Genomic DNA, 19,920 nt, shown 5'->3' on the forward strand with positions numbered 1-19,920 from the left:
ACAATGAAAAAAATGAAGAAAAAAGACTACACGGTTGCCCGGTAGTCTTTTTTAATTACGGATTTAACCTGCTCCTCTTTCATCGGACGGTTGCTGTCTCTAGATATGCTGAGCACAATGCCCATACTCAGCATCATTACCAGCAGCGAAGATCCGCCATAACTGATGAACGGAAGGGTAACACCGGTAATCGGAATGGTATTGGTCACTCCGCCGATGTTGATGAATGCCTGGATGGCGATGAGTCCCATAATTCCGACACCTGTTAACGTCCCGAACGGATCCGAGCAGCGAAGTGAAACAATGATTCCCCGCAGTATGAAATATAGATAGAGCAGCAGGAAGATGGCGGTTCCGATAAAGCCGAATTCTTCACCGATGACGGAGAAGATAAAGTCATTGTAGGGATTCGGCAGGTAATGCAGCTTCTGCACACTTTCTCCATAACCGGCCCCGGTAAGACCACCCTGACCGATAGCAATCAGCGATTGAACCAAATTGTAGCCAGTGTCTGATTCATCTTGGAACGGGTCCATGAAAGCCTCGATACGGCCCACTTTATAGTTCTTGGAGGCCTGCTCCTGGTCACCGCCGGAGTTAAAGAGCGATCCGATACCCAGTGTGAGCGCCAAACCGAGCACAACCAGCGAGATACAGCCGAGAATATGCTTGAGGCTGGCTCCGCCTGCATAGATCAGCAGGCCGCTGGTAGCGACCAGAATGAAGCAGGAGCCTAAATCCGGCTGGAGCATGATAAGGCCGGCAACGATCCCCACAATAATGAGTACGGGGAAGAAACCGCCCTTCCACTGACGGATTCGTTCCCCTTTTTTGGTGATCAGCGCTGCCAGATAGACAATGGTCGCAATTTTGGCAAGCTCGGTCGGCTGAATGCCAAGTTTCCCCAAGTTGAACCAGCTTGTGGCTCCGTTGGTGGCTGAGCCGATGATGACCACAAGAATCAACAGAATCAGTGTCAGAAAAAACACCGGAATAAAGAGCTTCTTGAATTTCTTGTAGTTGATGTTCATCGTGACAAACATAACCAACGTGCCAAGGACCGCAAATGCGACTTGCCGTTTCGTAAAATGCAGTGGATCGTTATTAAATTTTTCATTGAAAACGGCCAAGCTGGAGCTGGAACTGAACACCATGATCAGTCCGAATCCCACTAACAGCAAGGTAAGGATCAGCAGTTGAAAATCAGGCGTCCCTCTCTTCGGCTGAGGTTTGGTCGTATTCATAATGTTCGACCTTACGCTTCCAGAAGAGCTTTGAGCTCTTGAAGCTTCTTGGTTGCCACATTCATAACAGGCTGAGGAGCCATGGATTCATACTCAAGTCCGTGCGGGAACGTAGCTTTACCCAGGTATACCGCTTCGATTTTGAGGATGGTATCCGGTTTTTCGAGCTTGCCTTCAACCGCACGGGTGTTCATGCGCAGGAAGTACTCAGCCTGATTTTTTTTATCTTCGATTTTCAAGTCATATGTAGCACGGTAGTATTCCCACTGCCAACGAATGAAGCCAACTTTCTCAGCACATTCGTCAAGGTAAGCTAAATCACTGTGCAATCCGTCCAAGCCTGTATTTTCGAAAATCATGTGGTCGTAACCCCCTTAATAGTCCTTGCAAAGTTCTTTAATATGATAGTATGTTTCAGGAACTTGTGCAAGCCTGAAGCGCCCGTCACGCTTCATTTGAGACCTTTTATCCAGAAGAGATTTTGATAACGACAGGCATTCTTCTTTTCTGTTAGAATAAAAGAAAGTGAAAACGCTGTGAAATGTACGCTTTCCATTCCAGTGGTTATATATTCATAGGGCTTCAATTCAGATGAAGGGTGGAAATTACCTATGAATCGCATCGTTTACCGCACGGATTATTACGCAGTGGAAGAAAACACGCAGAAGGAAATTGTTGTGATGGACCAGATTCCGGAATCGGCGGCGGTGGTGGCTGTTCATCAGGGCTGTTTATTGTTGGTATGTCAGCATCGTGAAGCGGTTAATGAAATCACGTGGGAGCTCCCGGGCGGGACGGTTAAGCCGGGGGAGGAACGCGCGCTGGCCGTAAAGCGGGAGCTTGAGGAAGAAGCGGGTGTTCTTTGCAAGGATCTGACCTATATGAGTTGCGCTTATCCAATGGCTTCCCTGGCTAACCGCTGCGTGCATTATTATTTCACCGACGATTTGAAGGTGTCCGGGAAGAAGGAGTCGAATCAAGAGGATGACGAAGATGTGACAGCTGTGTGGGTTCCGCTCAGGGAGGTGTATCGCAAGATGAAGGAGGGCAGCCATATGGATGCGATGGTCGGGCATGGACTGCTGTTAAGTAAGCTTTACGGATTTCTTGCGATCGATTGAGCCGCAATAATAGCGGGGAGAGGATGATGCAACTTGACGAAGGAAGTTTTTTGGGAGCAGTGGTTTCCACGGATGGTGGAATGGCGGCGTCATTTACATATGAACCCGGAGCTTTCGTTCCAGGAGAAAGAAACTTCAGCATTTATAGCGTCCCGGCTTCAGGAGTTGGGTCTGGAGGTCAAGACGAACGTAGGCGGGCATGGTGTTATAGGCATTCTAAAAGGGGATAAACCCGGCAAGACCGTGGTGCTGCGGTCCGATATGGACGCGCTGCCGATTGAAGACGGTAAAAGCTGTGAATACAAATCCAAGGTTCAAGGGGTTATGCACGCTTGCGGACATGATGGTCATGCCTCCATGCTGCTCGGTGCTGCGGCATATTACAGTACGTATCCGGAAGAGGTTCAGGGTGAGATTCGGTTTATGTTCCAGCCTGCGGAGGAAGTGTGTCCCGGCGGAGCCGTGGAGATGATCAAGGATGGAGCGCTTGAAGGAGCCAACGTGGTGTATGGACTTCACCTGTGGTCGCCGTTCCCCGTAGGGACGGCAGCCAGTGCGCCAGGTCCGCTGATGGCAGCGGCAGATGAGTTCTTCATTGATATTACAGGGCGCGGAGGACATGGCGGGATGCCGCATGTTACGGCTGATGCCTTGGTGGCCGGTGCAGCGCTTGTCATGCAGCTCCAGACGATCGTAAGCCGTACCGTTGATCCGCTTCAGCCGGCCGTTGTTACGGTAGGAACCTTTCAAGCAGGGACGGCGCAAAATGTGATTGCCTCCACTTGCCGGATTACCGGAACGGTTCGCACATTCGACGAACATACCCGGGTTTTGATCCGGGAGCGGATCGAGCATATGGCCCGGACGGTTTCGGAAACCTACGGCACAGAGGCATCGGTTCGATATCTCGTCGGCTATCCGACCGTCGTAAATGATGAAGCAGAAACCGCGCGTTTCTTTCGGACGGCACCTAAGGTATTCGAAGCGGAGCAGGTGCTGGTCTCTCCTAAATTAATGCCTGCAGAGGATTTCGCTTACTATCTGCAAGAGATCCCGGGCTGCTTTATTTTCGTGGGGGCGGGTAACCCGGATAAGCAGGCGATTTATACCTCACCATCATCCGATGTTTGACTTTGATGTAAGATGCGATGCGTTACGGGGCGAAGCTGCTGATAGAAATGGTATCGAGTTATCAGAATGGGGAATAGAACCCATAGAAAATCGCATTCATAGCGCATGAACCCTCGTATTTTGGAAATCCTATAAATCATAGGGGAAGTTCAGATCCATGACATTGGATGTGGGCTTCTTTTTTTAGCTCAGCTATGGAAAACGGAGATCCATATGATACGAGGAGGGAAAAATGGTGCACAACAAACCATGCATTGTCCAGCGGGATCGGACCATACTTCTTGAAACCACGCATGCTGAATTTGAGGCCGCACGAGAACAATTGGCGCACTATGCGGATTTGATCAAAAGTCCTGCAACTTTTCATACATATCGTTTGACCCCGTTGACGTTGTGGAATGCCGCCGCCGCGGGAATGACGGCAGAGATGATTTGCTCGAGTCTCCAATCGCTGTCAAGGTGGGACGTGCCGGCAGCGCTTCTGGAAGAGGTTGGACGGATCGTTGGCCGCTACGGGCAGTTGTCGCTGCTTCCGCATCCAACGCTTGAGCATTCCTTGCTCCTGCGCAGTGAGGAGGAATCCGTGATGCAGGAACTGAAGTCCAAGCACTCTCTGGTGGAGATCGGGGTGCAGTTTATTTCGCCGAACGAGGCAGAGGTGTCTGCCGGCCGCCGTGGCGTATTAAAACAGGAGCTGACCCGGCTTGGCTATCCTGTTCTGGATCATGCGGGATATCTGGATGGACAATATTTGAACATCTTCTGGGCGGGAGAACGACCGGATACGAGAAGAAGTGAGGAATCGAGCGGAGAGTTGCCGGAAGAAGCTGATCAAGAATTCAAGCTTCGCGAGTATCAGCAGAAAGCTGTGGAATCCTTCAGGGATATCGGCGGTGAAGGAGGCAACGGGGTGCTCGTGCTGCCCTGTGGAGCCGGAAAGACGGTGATCGGCATGGCTGCCATGCGCGAGCTGCAGTGTGAGACGCTGATCCTTACCTCCAACACAACGTCTGTCAGACAATGGATCACCGAGCTGTTACACAAAACGTCGCTGTCTGTCGATGACATTGGTGAATATTCCGGTCAGCGCAAGGATGTTCGGCCAGTCACGGTAGCCACCTATCAAATTTTGACTCATCGCCAGGGAAAGGACGATGAGCAGCCGCATATGAAGCTGTTTAACGAACGCCGTTGGGGTTTGATCATCTATGATGAGGTTCATCTTCTTCCTGCTCCGGTGTTCCGTGCAACGGCCGATATTCAAGCAACACGCAGGCTTGGCCTGACGGCCACATTGGTTCGGGAGGATGGACGGGAGCATGACGTGTTCTCGCTGATCGGTCCCAAACGGTATGAAATGCCGTGGAAACGGCTGGAGGAACAGGGCTGGATTGCCTCGGTGGACTGCGTTGAGATGAAGGTGCCGATGCCGGAAGAACTCAAAGAAGCTTGCGGGGCTGCTGGCAAAAGGGAGCAGTATCGGCTGGCGGCCGAGAATCCGTCCAAGCTGCTAGTTGTAAAGCAGCTCGTGGATTTACACAAAGGAGCTCAAATCTTGGTCATCGGCCAATACCTGGATCAGCTCAATACTATTGCCCGGCAACTGGATGCACCCCTCATTACGGGACAGATGGCGCAGGATCAGCGGAATGAATGGTATAAGGCGTTTCGGGAAGGAGCCGTGCGCGTGCTTGTCGTTTCTAAAGTGGCTAATTTCGCAGTGGACTTGCCGGATGCTTCCGTTGCGATCGAGGTTTCGGGCAGCTATGGTTCAAGGCAGGAGGAGGCACAGCGGCTCGGACGCTTGCTGCGGCCGAAGCAAGGGGAGAACCGGGCTTATTTTTATGCAGTAGTCTCAGAGGATAGCCGGGAGGAGATGTTTGCCATACGGAGGCAGCTGTTCTTGATTGAGCAGGGGTATGCATATCACGACGGTTCTGGCGAAGCCTCCGGGTTCTGTTGATCTGCGCGGGATTTCGGGGACTTCTCGGTTCGAATTATCTCGCGGGAAGGAGGCTTCCTGGAGATGACGGACCAGCAGAACAGCGCGGGACGCTGCAGTTTAGACCAGCTTCATCCGAAGGAGCGTTCGGTTCTCCAACACATCTGGCGCCGATTTGCGGGACAGAGCTTTGACGACGACAGGCTGCGCTCCATGCATGTTCAGCGTCTAAGCGGGATGGAGGTGCAGCTCGCATTTGTATCCTTGCGGCAGCAGGGCTGGGTCCAGGCGGTCAAAAAAGGATGGAGCGAGAGGCTGTACTTTATCCCTTTTGACAAGCTGCAGACGCTTCAGGAGGCTTTCTGTCATCTGAAGCCTGAACCGCTTACCGCGACAGCCGTGAAGCTGCTGCAGGAAGGCAGGAGTGGCATCACAGTCGATCTGTTCAATGTACTCGTATATATTGCCAAGCATCACGCAGCTATGACCGGCAAAGGGGTTCTGCATAAGAAGCATATTCAGAGGCTTGGTAGCGTGGCAGAACTAACACCGTCCGACGTGGAGGGACTTCTTCTCCGTTATGCCCATGATGAAGCTTACCCTCCTCATGTCGCGGTTATATTGGATCTGCTGCTCACGTTTGAGCTGGCAGCTCCGGTGCAGGGCTCACTGAAGGCAAACACGGCCGCATTGCAGCATTGGCTGGCACTTCCGCGTGAAGCGATGGACCGATTAGTGCTTCTTAACATGATGGAGCGCTATGTTCCGAATCAAGCGGAATATCAGCATTTTACCTGGCGGATATGCGATTCTTCTCTAACCAGAGGCATCTGGTTTGCCGTTGATCAGCTGCTGGCAAGCAGCATGGATCGGCCCGAAAGGGATGCGTCCAAGGCACAGAGCTTGTCGGTGCAGGATGCTGCTCCATGGGTACGGCTGCTGACCGGGTGCGGGTACACCGATCTTGGAGTCGATGAAGAAGGCAGGCTGCATTTTAGATGGCGTATGGATCCATCAGCTTTGCTGAGTGGGGGGAACCGCAATCATCCCGTGGAAGGGCAGCTCTTTATCCAACCGGATTTTGAATTATTGATCCCACCAGATGTGTCTTATACGGTTAAATATACGGCTGCCATGTGCACGGAACGCATCTCGGATGATCTTATGACGGTTTACCGTCTGACCAGAGACTCTGTGGCACAGGCAGCGGAAGCAGGAATGGGACCGGAAAAGATACTGTCCTTCCTTAAGGAGCATGCGGGGACGGGGGTTCCGGAGAACGTGCAGGCTGCGTTATGTCAGTGGGGCAAGGATACTGAAAGATCGTGGAATCCGGAGAACTTACCACAGGCGAGCATAACCCTGGAGGAAAGAGTCGAAGTCTTGGCCTGCGACGGATCGGATAATCGTTACCATGCGGCTCGTTATGTGTGCAATCCAGCCTGCGGATGGATGCTCCCTGCGCGCAGGGAGTTTGTTCTTGAGCTGGATGATTGCGTTCCGGATAGAGTTTCGATCGTTCCGGACCTGAATCATATTCCTGTGATGTGGACGCGGGATTGGCGATCGTATCACAGCTCGACGGCGAAGCAAATGATGGAGCAGGCACTTGAGTTGTCAGCCAAATTAGAGATAGCGATCGATGGCAGCCGCATGGAGTTTATTCCGTTTCAGCTTGAACGCCAGCCATGGAAAATTTCGGGTGCGCTATACGAACCGGATTCGGAAAAGATGGGGAGTACCGTGCAGTTAGGTGAAGGGGAATGGAAGGAAATGCGGCTTGTCGTTCCGTAAAAGCGTTTGAATTTCCCCTTCTTAAGATGCGAGCGTTATGCTATGATAAAAGAGTCCACTCCACCCAGGTGTGGGCCAAACTAATAGAAAAGCGGGATGAGTTCATGAGCGTATCGGAATTAAACACGGTCGATATGGCCGAGGTGCTCACCTATGCCTATGAAATAGGCGACATGATTAATGCTTCCGTCGAAGTGGCGGATTATCTATATTGGAAGCAGGAAGTAGAGAGTGATCCGACGATCCAGGCTTTGATCAGAAAGCTTGAATCCAAGAAAGAACTGTTTGATGAGACTCAGCGGTTCGGTCACTTCCACCCGAATTATCATTCGGCGAAGGATGAAGTAGCCGCAGTGGAATCCGAGCTGGAGGCGTACGAGCCTGTCGCACGGTTCAAGCAGGCCGAGAAGAATCTGGACGATTTGCTGCACTCGATGTCGGAGAGAATTGCTTTTTCGGTCTCCGAGAGCATCAAGGTTCCGGGCAATGATCCACTTCCGAAGAAGGGATGCGGCAGCGGCGGAGCTTGTTCCTGCGGATAAGAGGAACACACTAGAGATAGAGATGAAAGTGAGGCGAGGAGCTTAGGATGTTGGCTGAACGGACCGGTTTTATTATATGGGTCAGCGATGTAAAGGCAGCAAGGAACTTGGAGAAATACGGCAGCGTACATTATATATCACGCCGTATGCATTATGTTGTCATGTACGTCAACGCTGACCGTGCCGAAGAGACAATGAAGAACATCCGGAGATTGTCCTACGTTCGTAAGATCGAGCGCTCCTACCGGAATGAGATTAAGACGGAGTACAGCAGCAAAGGGCCGGACAAGGCGAAGTTTTACGGCCCCTAGCCCACAGGCTGTACCGGACTTTGAAGTCAACGGTAATCGCATAGTTGGCGGATGAGCGTAAAGCGGCCCCTTCCCGGGGGCCGCTTTTTTTGTATAAGCATGTCAGCAGTTTGCAGCTTTCGCTTTTTGTTGAAATTCCATCGCTCACCTCCGCTGCGCAAAGTTTATTATGGAATGGGGACGACAGATTGGCATAAATCGGAATCTTGTTTGATAAAATAGTATAAATACGGTACAATTTACACTTTAATTGGTCCATCATTCCATATGACGTTGCACCTTCCCACACAGGATACAACTAGAGCTTTTTCTAAATTTTCGGTGATTGTTCACAAGAAACGATGTTTCAATCTTGTGAATACTAGTGGAATGATGTAATATGTTGGGTATATATACATAGATACAAAGACCCATTTGGTGGAGAGTGATATTCCATGCGCGACAAAGGGACTGAGCGGTGGAGCACCTATGAGCCGTTTTATATTACGTTAAATGATAAAAAGGTAGCCGACATCGTGATTACCAACCATGCGAAGAGCCGTTATACAGACCGGGTGGAGGGCAATGACACATCCCATGAGGAGATCGGAACCTGGATGTGGGAATGCCTGAAGCAGGACCGGATCGTGCCGTATTATCGTAACGAACAGGACGTCTATCTGATTGATGACGACCTGGTTGTTGTGGCGGAGTTTTCGGAGCTGGAGCATGAGCGTGATCTGATTGGCAATCCACTGCATCGGATGATCATTGTAACTTTTCTGGGACGTATGTCTGAAACCATTGAGCTTCGTGATTTGAAGTCTTATTACTCATGGCTTCGCCATTCGCGTCGTATGACACTGATCAAGAACAGCCGTAAGCGTAAATAGAGATGAACCATAATTCATGATGTGGCATGCGAGCGTAAGCGCGGATGTCTTTTTTTGTATGCGCTGCTGTGATCCGTTACAATGATAAAACAAGAGAGGCAGCGAGAGGGGAACCGATGTTATGAACTTTCATCAACTACATATTTTTTACACGGTCGCCGAGCGGGGGAGCTTTTCCGCTGCCGCGCAGGCGCTCCACATGAGTCAGCCGGCCGTGACGATGCAGGTGCAAGCGCTGGAGGAATACTTCGGGACAAAGCTTCTTAATCGTTCCACCAAACGCATGGAATTGTCCGAGGCAGGGATGACGCTGCTTCCTTTTGCACGACGGAGTCTGGAGCTGTCTCAGGAAACGGATGCGGCGATGGCCGCTTTCTCGAACAAACTTCAGGGAAGGCTGCAGCTCGGGGCGAGCCTGACCATCGGAGAGTATGTTCTGCCCCGTTTGCTGGGTCCTTTTGGGCGGGAGTATCCGGACATATCCATTATGCTTAAAGTGATGAACACCACGCAGATTCTTGAGGAAATCGCAAGCCACCAATTGAATTTCGGGTTGATTGAAGCCCCGGTGGAACATCCGGATATGGTGCTCGATGCGGTCATGGAGGATGAGCTCAAACTGATTGTACCTTCAGGGCATCCACTGGCGGCAAGGGAAGACAAAATCTATCTGGAGGAAGTGCTGGCCTATCCGTTTGTCCTTCGCGAGAAGGGATCGGGGACCCGGCAGGTCATGGAGGATGTTCTGCTGGAGCGGGGGTTTGACCCCGGGAGCATACAAACGGTAATGGAGCTTGGCAGCACAGGGGCGGTGAAATCGGCCGTAGAGGAAGACCTCGGCATTACGATGCTGTCGATCTCAACGGTCAAACATGAAACTGCGCTCGGTTTAGTCAAAATGATTGATATTGCCGATGCCTCGTTTAAACGGAACTTTTATTCGATACAATTGCGTTCAGCGCTGCTGCCCATGTCAGCCATAACGTTTCTGTCCTATCTAAGGGAGCGTCAGCGCTAGGCAAAGGCATATCGGAACTGGCAGCAAAGAAAGGAGATGGAGCAGGATGGACCAAACGACGGAGCGGATGGGCTGTGATCTTCATTCCCACACCCAGGCATCGGATGGAATGAATCGTCCCTCAGAGAATGTGCAGCTTGCCTTCGAGCGGGGACTGGGAGCGCTGGCAATAACGGATCATGACACAGTGGCTGGCGTCGAGGAGGCGTTGCAGGCGGGAGAACGATTGAACATGGTCGTCGTTCCGGGCGTGGAAATCAGCACCATGGCCGGAGGAACGGATATACATGTCCTTGGCTATTATGTAGATTACCGGGATCCCGTGTTTCTTGAACGTCTGGCAGAGCTGCGACGAACAAGGGAACAACGCAATGCGCGCATCATAGATAAACTTCAGGAGCTGGGAATTGAGCTTACGATGGAGGATGTAATCAAGGGTTTGGGACGGCCGCTTGAGCCTGATGAGAGCATCGGGCGCCCGCATATTGCGGATGCGCTGGTTTTGAAAGGACATGCCCTCCATATGAGGGATGCCTTTGATCGTTATCTAGCGCAAGGCGCAGCGGCCTACGTCCCTCAGCCGCGAATTCATCCGAAGGAGGCCTGCGAATGGATTCGCGAGGCCGGCGGAGTACCGGTGCTTGCGCACCCGGGGCTGTACGGTGACGATGGATTGGTAAGAGAGGTAATCCAAGCGGCTGCGTTTAAGGGAATTGAGGTTTATCATTCCGATCATGAAGCCCCGGATGAGCTGCGGTATTTGGCAATGGCCAAGGAATACGGCTTAATCGTCACAGCCGGATCGGATTATCATGGCGTGAGGCAGGGCCAGGTATTTCATGGGGATATCGGCAGTCGGCAGGTGCCTATGCAGGTGCTGGAACAGCTTCAGCAGGCGCGAACCATATCAAGCTAAATCATAAACGGGTACCCTGGCAGGTCAGTTGATCTGCCAGGGTACCCGTTTCTTTGTGTAGCGATGCCACTGTGTTTGAGCTTGTATTAATTTCGGTTGTTTTTCACCGAATTGGGCAGGGCCTTGATCTGCTGCTCGTTCGGTGTGACGAACAAGGTTTTCTGATTGTCATAGATGACAAATCCGGGCTTGGCTCCATTCGGCTTGCGAACATGTCGAATGAGTGTGTAATCGACCGGCACGCTGCTCGATTCTTTAGCTTGGCTGTAATAAGCGGCAAGCTGAGCCGCTTCCTGCAGCGTGGCGTCACCGTAATCGCTGCTTCGGATGACGACGTGAGAGCCTGGAATATCCTTGGTGTGCAGCCATGTATCATTGGAGGATGCGAGACGGTTGGTCACATATTCGTTCTGAAGGTTGTTTTTGCCAACGTAGAGCTCGACACCTTCGGATGAAGTATAGACATGCAGCGTCGGCTTGTCTATTTTTTTTCTTTTTCTTGGCTTTGCGGTTTCGATCTCTCAAATATCCCTGTTGAATCAGCTCGTCGCGTATTTCGTCGATATCGTTCAAGGAAGCGTGCGCCAGCTGCTGCAGCAGGTTTTCGATATAATCAATCTCTTCACGGGTCTTAATCAGCTGCTCATCGATGACGGCGAGGCTATTTTTGTATTTGTTGTATTTTTTAAAATAACGCTGCGCATTGTCCGATGGAGTCAAAAGCGGATCCAGTGGAATGGTAACGGAAGCTTGGTCCTCATCATAGAAGTTGGTCAGCTTTGCTTCCCGGTCTCCCTTCTGAATCTGATGCAGCGAGGCGAAGAGCAGCTCGCCATAGATGCGATACCGGTCTGCATCACCGGCTTCCTCCAAATCGGCATTCAGGTTATCCAGCTTCTTGATGTTCTTGGTTCGTTCATTCTGGAGGAACCGAAGCAGGTCGCTGACCTTCTGCTTAACCGTATCCCGCTGCGCTTTATCACCATAATAATCCTCCAAGCATTGACTGACGGAGTCGTAGGTTGCGGCTTCTCCTGCCAGGAGGCTTAACGGAATGACGGAGAAGACCGATTTCCCCTTTCCATTCAGGCCTGTAACCGGGGTATATTGATGGCTCCGAACTAATTCCATGATCTCGTTGAATGTGCTCCACAGGCTGCCGCAGTCCTTCTCCGTTTCCTCTTCGGCAGATGCATGAGCGCCCGTGCGGTGGGTTATCTCCTGGGCTGCCAGAGGGCTTAGACCGCTGAATGTCCCTACGAGCCACGGAACGGCTTGCTCCTCACTCATCAAACAAGCTTCCCGGAAAGCTTCCTGCCCGGTTTCCAGCGGATTAAGTTTGTGCTGCTCCGGCGGATTCGTGTAGGAGAACCCGGGCATAACCACTCTGTAACTGCTGATGGACGGGGTTACGTGATGGATGCCGTCCAGAATGGTGCCGCTTGCGGGATCGAGCAAAATAATGTTGCTGTGTCTGCCCATTAGCTCGATGATGATTTTTTTGGTAGGATATATCCCCGAGCTCGTCACGCTGACGGATCGTAATATGAATAATCCGTTCCATGCCGACCTGCTGGATGTCCTCGATGATGCCGCTCTCGCAATGCTTGCGCAGGACCATGCAGAACATCGGGGCTTCAGCCGGATTCACAAACGTCTCCTGTGTCAGATGCACCCGGGGATATGTAGGGTTGGCCGATAGCAGCAGTTTGGCATTTCCTTGTTTTGTGCGCATATGAAGGACGATGTCCCGATCGTTCGGCTGATATATTTTATTGATCCGCGCACCCTGGCATGATTGAAGCTCATGCACGATTGCGCGTGTGACAATACCGTCTAATGCCATCATTCATTCTCCTATCTGTCTGTTACCCTTCCTAATCGTACTTCTCTATGATGCCATATTTCCCTCAAAAACTTAAGGCCCCTTCTGTGATAATTCAGGACCTGTCCGAATACATTTACGTAGAAAGGGTGGAAAAGCTGTCATCCGCCGGAACTTGCAAAACAACCGGGAGGGAATGGAAGCATGGAACAAAAGCAATGGCACCAGATGGATATGGAAGAATTGCAGCAGGTGCTGCAAGTGCGTCCGCAGCAGGGCCTCACGGAAGAGGAGGCCGGGGAGAGACGGAAAAAAAGCGGCTATAACGAGCTCTCCGAGGGCGTTAAAATTTCTCCATTTGTTCTGTTCTTGAATCAATTTAAGGATTTCATGGTGTTGGTGCTCCTTGGAGCCACCCTGGTGTCCGGCCTGCTGGGCGAGTATCTGGATGCTGTAACGATTGTAGCCATCATTCTGATCAACGGGATTCTTGGCTTCGTTCAGGAGTTTAGAGCAGAGCGCTCGCTCCGGGCATTAAAGCAGCTGTCCGCACCTACGTCCAGGGTGATTCGGGACGGGAAAGTGGTTCAGCTTGCGGCAAAAGAGCTCGTGCCGGGCGATGTGGTACTGGTCGAGAGCGGCGACCGGATTCCGGCCGATGTTCGCTGGCTCGAAATCAGCAGCTGCAGCGTCGAGGAATCGGCATTAACCGGAGAATCCCTGCCGGTTAACAAACATGCCGAGCCGATAAGCGATGCGGATGTTCCGCTGGGTGACCGCAAGAACATCGGATTTATGGGCACGATGGTGGCCCGAGGCACAGGCAAGGGCGTTGTCATCCGCACAGGAATGGACACGGAGATGGGCAAAATCGCCGATCTGATCCAGAATACGGAATCCCAGGAGACTCCACTACAGCATCGCCTGGAGCAGCTTGGCAAAATTTTGATCGGCGTGTCGTTAGGCCTGACGATTCTGGTCGTTCTTGCAGGTATTCTGCATGGACAGCCTGCTGCGGGCATGTTCCTCGCAGGTGTCAGCCTCGCGGTTGCCGCTATACCTGAAGGTCTGCCGGCGATCGTAACCATTGCCCTCGCACTGGGCGTGCAGCGGATGATTAAACGCAAAGCGATTGTGCGCAAGCTGCCATCCGTGGAGACGCTTGGCTGCGCGTCCGTGATCTGCTCAGATAAAACCGGAACGCTTACCCAGAACAAAATGACGGTGACCCAAGTCTGGCTGGGAGGCCGATCATTGGAAGTAACTGGACAAGGTTATGACCCGACGGGTCAGATCCTCCACCGAGGCAAGCCTGTTGAACTGAGATCGGATCAGGGATTGCGCAGGCTGCTGCAAATTAGCGGGCTGTGCAACAATGCCGAGATTTATGAGAACGTGCAGGAAGAAATGCGGAACAAGCGGAAGAGCAAGGAAGAACCGGCAGCCGCTGCCTGGGAACTAAAAGGGGACCCGACAGAGGGAGCGCTGCTGACGCTATCGTCCAAAATGGGATTAAACCGGAGCAGCCTGAATTCTGTCTATCAAAGAGATAAAGAGTTCCCGTTTGATTCGGAACGGAAGCTGATGTCTGTCATCGTCAGCCATCAGGGCGGACGCTTGTTGTGTACGAAGGGCGCCCCGGATGTCCTGCTTGATGCCTGTACCTATATAATGTGGGACGGCAATATCGTCCCGCTCACGGGGACGCTCCGTCAGAAGGTGCTTGCAGCCAATGAAGGCATGGCTTCCGATGCACTGCGCGTGCTTGGCCTGGCGTATCGGGATCTGCGCTCTTACGATAAGCCCGAAACGGAGAAAGAGGCGGAGAGTCAGCTTATTTTTGTTGGACTGGCAGGGATGATTGACCCGCCGCGCCGCGAAGTGCGAGATGCGATTGCGACTTGCCGCCGTGCGGGCATCAAGACCGTAATGATAACAGGCGATCACCGGACAACGGCAGAAGCAATCGCCGCCCAGCTTGGCATCCTTCCAAGGAACGGTCTGTCGATGTCGGGTCAAGAGCTGGCACGGCTGGATGACAAGGAGCTGGATGCGAAGGTGGATCAGACCTTTGTTTATGCCCGTGTATCACCGGAACATAAACTCCGTATCGTCAAGTCGCTTCAGCGCAAAGGGCATGTAGTTGCCATGACGGGAGACGGCGTGAATGATGCACCGGCGATCAAGGCAGCGGATATCGGGATTGCAATGGGGATTACCGGAACAGATGTAACCAAAGAAGCTTCGTCACTGGTGCTCAGCGACGACAATTTCTCCACGATTGTTTCGGCGATCGAGGAGGGGCGTAGCATCTATGAGAACATCCGTAAATTCATCCGTTATTTGCTTGCTTCCAATGTTGGTGAAATTCTGACGATGTTTTTTGCCATGATGCTGGGCTTGCCGCTTCCGCTTGTTCCGATCCAGATCTTGTGGGTGAACCTGGTCACCGACGGCCTCCCGGCAATGGCGCTTGGCGTGGATCAGCCGGAGAAGGATCTGATGGAGCACAAACCGCGGGGAGCCAAGGAAAATATTTTTGCAAGACGTCTTGGCTGGAAAATCATCAGCCGCGGTATATTGATCGGCCTGTGTACACTCGGCGCCTTCTGGGTCACGCTGCGCATTGCGCCAAACGATCCCGCCCAGCTGGCCAAAGCGCAGTCCGTTGCCTTTGCTACACTCGTCATGGCACAGCTGATCCATGTGTTTGACTGCCGCAGCTCGCGGTCGATTTTCCACCGCAATCCGCTCCAGAACAAAGCCCTGGTGCTGGCCGTGCTGTCCTCGATCTTACTGATGCTTGGCGTGATGTACATCGAGGCGCTTCAGCCGATCTTCAAAACGGTTCCGCTCGGTCTGAAGGAATGGGCGCTTACGCTCGTGGCTGCCGGGATCCCTACGTTCCTGATGGGGGCGGGAAGCGTGTGGGGAGGCAGACGGAATCGCAACCGCCGCAGCATGATGACGAAGAGTGCAAATATTTCGGCGTAAAATGAATGGATGGCCCATCCCTTCTGCGATAAACTATGCACAAGCGTAGCAATTGCAGAGGAGATGGGTTTTTACTATGGAATTTACGAAAATGCACGGACTTGGCAACGACTTCGTTGTTGTATACGGCGAACAAGAACTTCCTAATGATGCGTCCGAACGGGCTGTGAAGCTGTGCCATCGCTTCTTCGGTATCGGTGCTGACGGACTTGTATATATATTGCCTTCCCGGAAGGCGGACTTCATGATGCGAATTATGAACTCGGACGGCTCCGAAGCCGAGCAGTGCGGCAACGCCATTCGCTGTGTCGCGAAGTATGTATATGATCACGGGCATATCAACCGTGAGGAGATAACGATAGAAACCATCGGTGCCGGAGTGCAGCAGGTTCGCCTTACGGTGCAGGATGGTCAAGTGAGCAGTGTGCGGGTAGACATGGGCGAGCCTGTACTGAATGGACTGAGTGTGCCAACAACCATTGATCTCAACCCGGTTGTGGATCATCCCGTTGAGGTGGACGGCCGGGAGTTCCGTTTCACTGCAGTATCCATGGGTAATCCGCATTGCGTGATTTATGTTGACGATGCTGTTAACTTTGATCTGGGTACATGGGGACCTAAGCTGGAGGTGCATCCGCTGTTCCCGAGAAAGATTAACGTGGAGTTTGCGACCGTGAATTCACGGGATCAAGTGGATATGCGGGTATGGGAGCGCGGCGCAGGTCCGACCCTGGCTTGCGGAACGGGCGCATGTGCGACGCTGGTATCGTCTGTGCTGAATGGATCAACAGACCGCAGCGCAACGATATCCCTGAAAGGCGGAGACTTGTTTATCGAGTGGGATGAGAACGACAACCATGTCTATATGACAGGCCCAGCCGAGCTCGTGTATAAAGGAACGTTAGCCATTTAAGGCACAGCTGTTGGCGATTAGGCACGATTGCGAGATAAAAACTAGCATTTTATAAAGTTTGTCCTGTAGGGGTGGACACGGTAGGGAGGCCTTTGGAAGGTCTCCCTTTTGTCTCTTTATCTTTATGAGAGTTTTATGATACATTAGTTGAAAATAAATGTCAGGTGGAGGGAAAACGCGATGAAACCGGATCTTCGGCAGGCATGGGAGAATCAGGTACTGGTCGGTGACGGCGCGATGGGTACTTATTTATATCAAAAGGGATTTCCTGTAGGCATATCATATGAAGAACTGAATTTAACCTCCCCGGAGGTCATCGGGAACGTTCATCGCCAGTATGTTGAAGCTGGTGCTCAGGTGATCGAGACGAACACGTTCTCTGCCAACTACGACAAACTGTCCAAATACGGTTTGGAGACGAGGGTAGAAGAGATTAACCGTGCAGGTGTAAGAATCGCCCGTGAAGCTGCCGGTAATCACGGATACGTAGTGGGGGCTGTGGGCTCCATTCGGGCAGGCAAAAGAAACAACATTTCTACCAGCGAGCTGAAGCGTTACTTCGAAGAGCAGCTGAAGGTTCTGATATCGGAAGGCGTTGACGGCATCCTGCTGGAGACGTTCTATGACGTGGACGAAATGCAGCTGGCGTTGGCGCAGGCGCGAATGCTGAGTGATATTCCGGTAATCTGCCAGTTTGCGGTCGAGGATATAGCCCGTACGCTGGACGGCTTCACGATGCCGGATGCTTACCGCATCCTGAGCCAGGAAGGCGCGGACATCATCGGCTTCAACTGCCGGACCGGTCCTAACGGCATTATGCGCGCGCTGGAAACCTTGAACGGCGTTATGAATCTTCCGGCATCGGTCTACCCTAATGCGGGGATCGCCGATTACGTGGACGGAGAATACCGTTATGGCGCGAGTCCGGAGTATTTCGGCAAGACGGCCCTGGAGTTTGCGGATCGGGGCGCCAGAATTATCGGCGGCTGCTGCGGAACCACACCGGAGCATATTTCAGAAATTTCCTTGGCCTTATCCGGGTACGTGCCTTCACCGCTGCCAGTCGTTGAAGAGGCTGAGGTCAACCGCATCGTGATCCATGAGTCGGCTCAAGAGCAGTTTTATGAGCGCAGCGGGGAACCAACAATCGTAGATATCGTGAAGGAGCGTCACACGGTTATCGTAGAGCTGGACCCTCCAAGGGATCTGGATATCACGAAGTTCATGAAAGGTGCGGAAGCTTTGAAAAAAGCCGGTGCCGACGCCTTGACCCTGGCTGACAATTCGCTGGCCGTAACGCGTATGAGCAACATGGCGCTCGGTCATCTGGTACAGGCGCGCACAGGTCTGCGGCCCTTGATTCATATCGCTTGCCGTGACCGCAATCTTATCGGAACGCAGTCGCATATGATGGGCTTCGATGCTCTTGGCATCGATCACGTGCTGGCGGTGACAGGGGATCCGGCGCGATTCGGAGACTTGCCGGACTCCAGCTCGGTTTATGACATGACCTCATTTGAAATCATACGAATGATCAAACAACTGAATGATGGCATTGCCTTCTCGGGCAAGCCGCTCAAGCAAAAAGCCAAGTTTGTTGTCGGGGCCGCATTTAATCCCAATGTCCGGCATCTCGACAAGGCGGTTGCACGCCTGGAGAAGAAGATTGCCTCCGGTGCGGATTATGTGATGACGCAGCCTGTGTACGACCCCGAGCTGATGGTTAGACTTAGAGAAGCGACAGCTCATTTGGAGATTCCAATCTTTATCGGCATCATGCCGCTGGCAAGCGGACGGAATGCGGAGTACCTGCACAATGAGGTGCCGGGCATTCAGCTGTCGGACGAAGTTCGGAGCCGCATGGCCGGGCTTGAAGGTGAAGCGGGACGGGCCATGGGCGTCAAGATCGGCAAGGAGCTGCTGGACGTGGCAACAGAGCATTTTAACGGCATCTACTTGATGACTCCGTTTATGTTCTATGAAATGAGTGTGCAATTAATGGAGTATGTCTGGGAGAAATCGGGCCGCCGATTGACCCCCTTGTTTCATTAATAATTATCAATTACAATAGTGTAATGGATGTGATTCCGATGTCATTGAGCATGACCGGATATGGGCAATCCGTTGTCGATTTTCAAGGTTACAATATCTCTTTCGAATTGAAGTCTGTCAATCACAGGTATTGTGAGATCGTCTTTCGAATGCCTCGTGAATGGGCATGCTTCGAGGATTCGCTTCGAAGGGCGGTACAGAGCCGAATCGGTCGTGGACGGATTGATGTTTATATTAACAAGGAAAACAACGGCGAGTCCCAGGGTGCTGTGCTGAACCACGCTATGGTTAAGGCATATTTGCAGGCTGCCGAGGATTTGAAGTCATACGGAATTAAGGGAGATCTGGCGGTGCGGGATATTATGTCGCTGCCAGATGTTCTTGTTAGTCCGAGCGGACTTCCCATGGATGAAGCGCAGCAGAAGTTATGGAATGATGCGCTTCTTCAAGGTCTTGAGCAAGCGTTGGACGGTCTGATGCAAATGCGCGGCAGGGAAGGGTCTTTTTTGGTGAGGGACATCGAACAGAGACTTGACCGCCTGCAGCTGCTCCACCGCGAGATGACCGAGCTCGCTCCAGACGTGCCGGAAGAATACCGGAAGCGTCTGCGGCAGCGCATCGAGTCGCTTGCTGAGGGGGCGCTTGCTGTTGATGAACATATATTCGGAATGGAAGTCGCTCTGTTTGCCGAACGTTCCAATGTGGACGAGGAGCTGATTCGTCTTCACAGTCACTTGGAACAGTGCAGGGAGCTGCTTCATCAGAAAAATCCTGTAGGCCGTAAATTGGATTTTCTGATTCAGGAAATGAACAGAGAAGTCAATACGATTGGATCGAAGGCCAATCATCTGACTCTGGTAAACCGTGTTGTCGAAATGAAAGCGGAACTGGAGAAGATTCGTGAGCAAGCCGCCAATGTGGAATAACCGCAGCTTCATCGGCAAATAAGAGTCAAATGTATAGGGGGAGCAACCGCACTATGGCAATCAAACTTATTAATATTGGCTTCGGAAACATCGTATCGGCCAATCGAATCATCTCAATCGTGAGTCCTGAATCGGCTCCGATCAAGAGGATTATTCAAGAAGCACGGGACCGTCATATGCTGATCGATGCTACATATGGCCGAAGGACACGGGCTGTTATCATTACCGATAGCGACCATGTGATTTTATCGGCTGTGCAGCCTGAAACGGTGGCTCACCGTCTGTCCAGCAAAGATGACGACAACGACGAATAAGATGG

At 52.1% G+C, this 19,920-nt stretch carries 15 protein-coding genes and 2 pseudogenes; 14 read left to right on the forward strand and 3 right to left on the reverse strand.

Annotated elements, in window-relative coordinates; all coding sequences use genetic code 11:
* Window positions 1-26: 26 nt before the first annotated feature.
* Both ftsW and PVOR_RS10815 read right to left on the reverse strand, forming a co-directional pair.
* Entirely contained in the window at window positions 27-1,244 is a 1,218-nt protein-coding gene (gene ftsW / locus PVOR_RS10810; RefSeq protein WP_006209203.1) for a putative lipid II flippase FtsW, read from the reverse strand.
* A gap of 11 nt (window positions 1,245-1,255) precedes the next feature.
* Entirely contained in the window at window positions 1,256-1,603 is a 348-nt protein-coding gene (locus PVOR_RS10815; protein WP_006209204.1) for a YugN family protein, read from the reverse strand.
* Between the two features lie 252 nt (window positions 1,604-1,855).
* On the opposite strand from PVOR_RS10815, the gene PVOR_RS10820 reads away from it, so the two are divergent.
* The 9 genes and pseudogenes from PVOR_RS10820 (at window position 1,856) to PVOR_RS10860 (ending at window position 10,891) form a co-directional block, all read left to right on the forward strand.
* Window positions 1,856-2,365 carry an NUDIX hydrolase gene (locus tag PVOR_RS10820; RefSeq protein WP_006209205.1) on the forward strand — a complete coding sequence of 170 codons (510 nt, stop codon included), beginning with the start codon at window positions 1,856-1,858 and terminating at the stop codon, window positions 2,363-2,365.
* 33 nt (window positions 2,366-2,398) lie between these two features.
* Window positions 2,399-3,573: pseudogene (locus tag PVOR_RS10825) on the forward strand (M20 family metallopeptidase).
* 155 nt (window positions 3,574-3,728) lie between these two features.
* Entirely contained in the window at window positions 3,729-5,459 is a 1,731-nt protein-coding gene (locus PVOR_RS10830) for a DNA repair helicase XPB (protein WP_006209207.1), read from the forward strand.
* A gap of 63 nt (window positions 5,460-5,522) precedes the next feature.
* Window positions 5,523-7,232 (forward strand): helicase-associated domain-containing protein, encoded by a 1,710-nt coding sequence (locus PVOR_RS10835; protein WP_006209208.1) that lies wholly within the window; start codon window positions 5,523-5,525, stop codon window positions 7,230-7,232.
* Between the two features lie 104 nt (window positions 7,233-7,336).
* Window positions 7,337-7,774, forward strand: a complete 438-nt coding sequence (locus PVOR_RS10840; protein WP_006209209.1) for a YlbF family regulator — start codon at window positions 7,337-7,339, stop codon at window positions 7,772-7,774.
* 47 nt (window positions 7,775-7,821) lie between these two features.
* Window positions 7,822-8,085, forward strand: coding sequence for a YlbG family protein (locus tag PVOR_RS10845; protein ID WP_006209210.1), 264 nt, complete (start codon window positions 7,822-7,824; stop codon window positions 8,083-8,085).
* 434 nt (window positions 8,086-8,519) lie between these two features.
* Complete coding sequence (locus PVOR_RS10850; protein ID WP_006209211.1) at window positions 8,520-8,957, forward strand: hypothetical protein; 438 nt, start codon at window positions 8,520-8,522, stop codon at window positions 8,955-8,957.
* A 121-nt stretch (window positions 8,958-9,078) separates the two neighbouring features.
* A complete protein-coding gene (locus PVOR_RS10855) occupies window positions 9,079-9,975 on the forward strand; it encodes a LysR family transcriptional regulator (protein WP_006209212.1) in 897 nt (298 codons plus the stop codon).
* Between the two features lie 46 nt (window positions 9,976-10,021).
* Window positions 10,022-10,891: a PHP domain-containing protein gene (locus PVOR_RS10860; RefSeq protein ID WP_006209213.1), complete on the forward strand. Its 870-nt coding sequence runs from the start codon at window positions 10,022-10,024 to the stop codon at window positions 10,889-10,891.
* A gap of 86 nt (window positions 10,892-10,977) precedes the next feature.
* Here PVOR_RS10860 and PVOR_RS10865 read toward each other — a convergent pair.
* Window positions 10,978-12,737: pseudogene (locus tag PVOR_RS10865) on the reverse strand (Rqc2 family fibronectin-binding protein).
* Window positions 12,738-12,920: 183 nt separating this feature from the next.
* Between PVOR_RS10865 and PVOR_RS10870 the strand changes: the two are divergent.
* From PVOR_RS10870 to remA, 5 genes are all read left to right on the forward strand, one after another.
* A complete protein-coding gene (locus PVOR_RS10870) occupies window positions 12,921-15,710 on the forward strand; it encodes a calcium-translocating P-type ATPase, SERCA-type (protein WP_006209214.1) in 2,790 nt (929 codons plus the stop codon).
* A gap of 76 nt (window positions 15,711-15,786) precedes the next feature.
* Window positions 15,787-16,623 (forward strand): diaminopimelate epimerase, encoded by an 837-nt coding sequence (gene dapF, locus PVOR_RS10875; RefSeq protein ID WP_006209215.1) that lies wholly within the window; start codon window positions 15,787-15,789, stop codon window positions 16,621-16,623.
* Between the two features lie 180 nt (window positions 16,624-16,803).
* Complete coding sequence (locus tag PVOR_RS10880; RefSeq protein ID WP_006209216.1) at window positions 16,804-18,675, forward strand: bifunctional homocysteine S-methyltransferase/methylenetetrahydrofolate reductase; 1,872 nt, start codon at window positions 16,804-16,806, stop codon at window positions 18,673-18,675.
* Between the two features lie 38 nt (window positions 18,676-18,713).
* On the forward strand, window positions 18,714-19,601 hold the full coding sequence (locus tag PVOR_RS10885; protein ID WP_006209217.1) for a YicC/YloC family endoribonuclease: 888 nt from the start codon (window positions 18,714-18,716) through the stop codon (window positions 19,599-19,601).
* Between the two features lie 53 nt (window positions 19,602-19,654).
* Window positions 19,655-19,915 (forward strand): extracellular matrix/biofilm regulator RemA, encoded by a 261-nt coding sequence (gene remA, locus PVOR_RS10890; RefSeq protein ID WP_006209218.1) that lies wholly within the window; start codon window positions 19,655-19,657, stop codon window positions 19,913-19,915.
* Window positions 19,916-19,920: the final 5 nt, after the last annotated feature.

Source organism: Paenibacillus vortex V453, from assembly GCF_000193415.1.
Taxonomy (GTDB): Bacteria; Bacillota; Bacilli; order Paenibacillales; family Paenibacillaceae; genus Paenibacillus_AQ; species Paenibacillus_AQ glucanolyticus.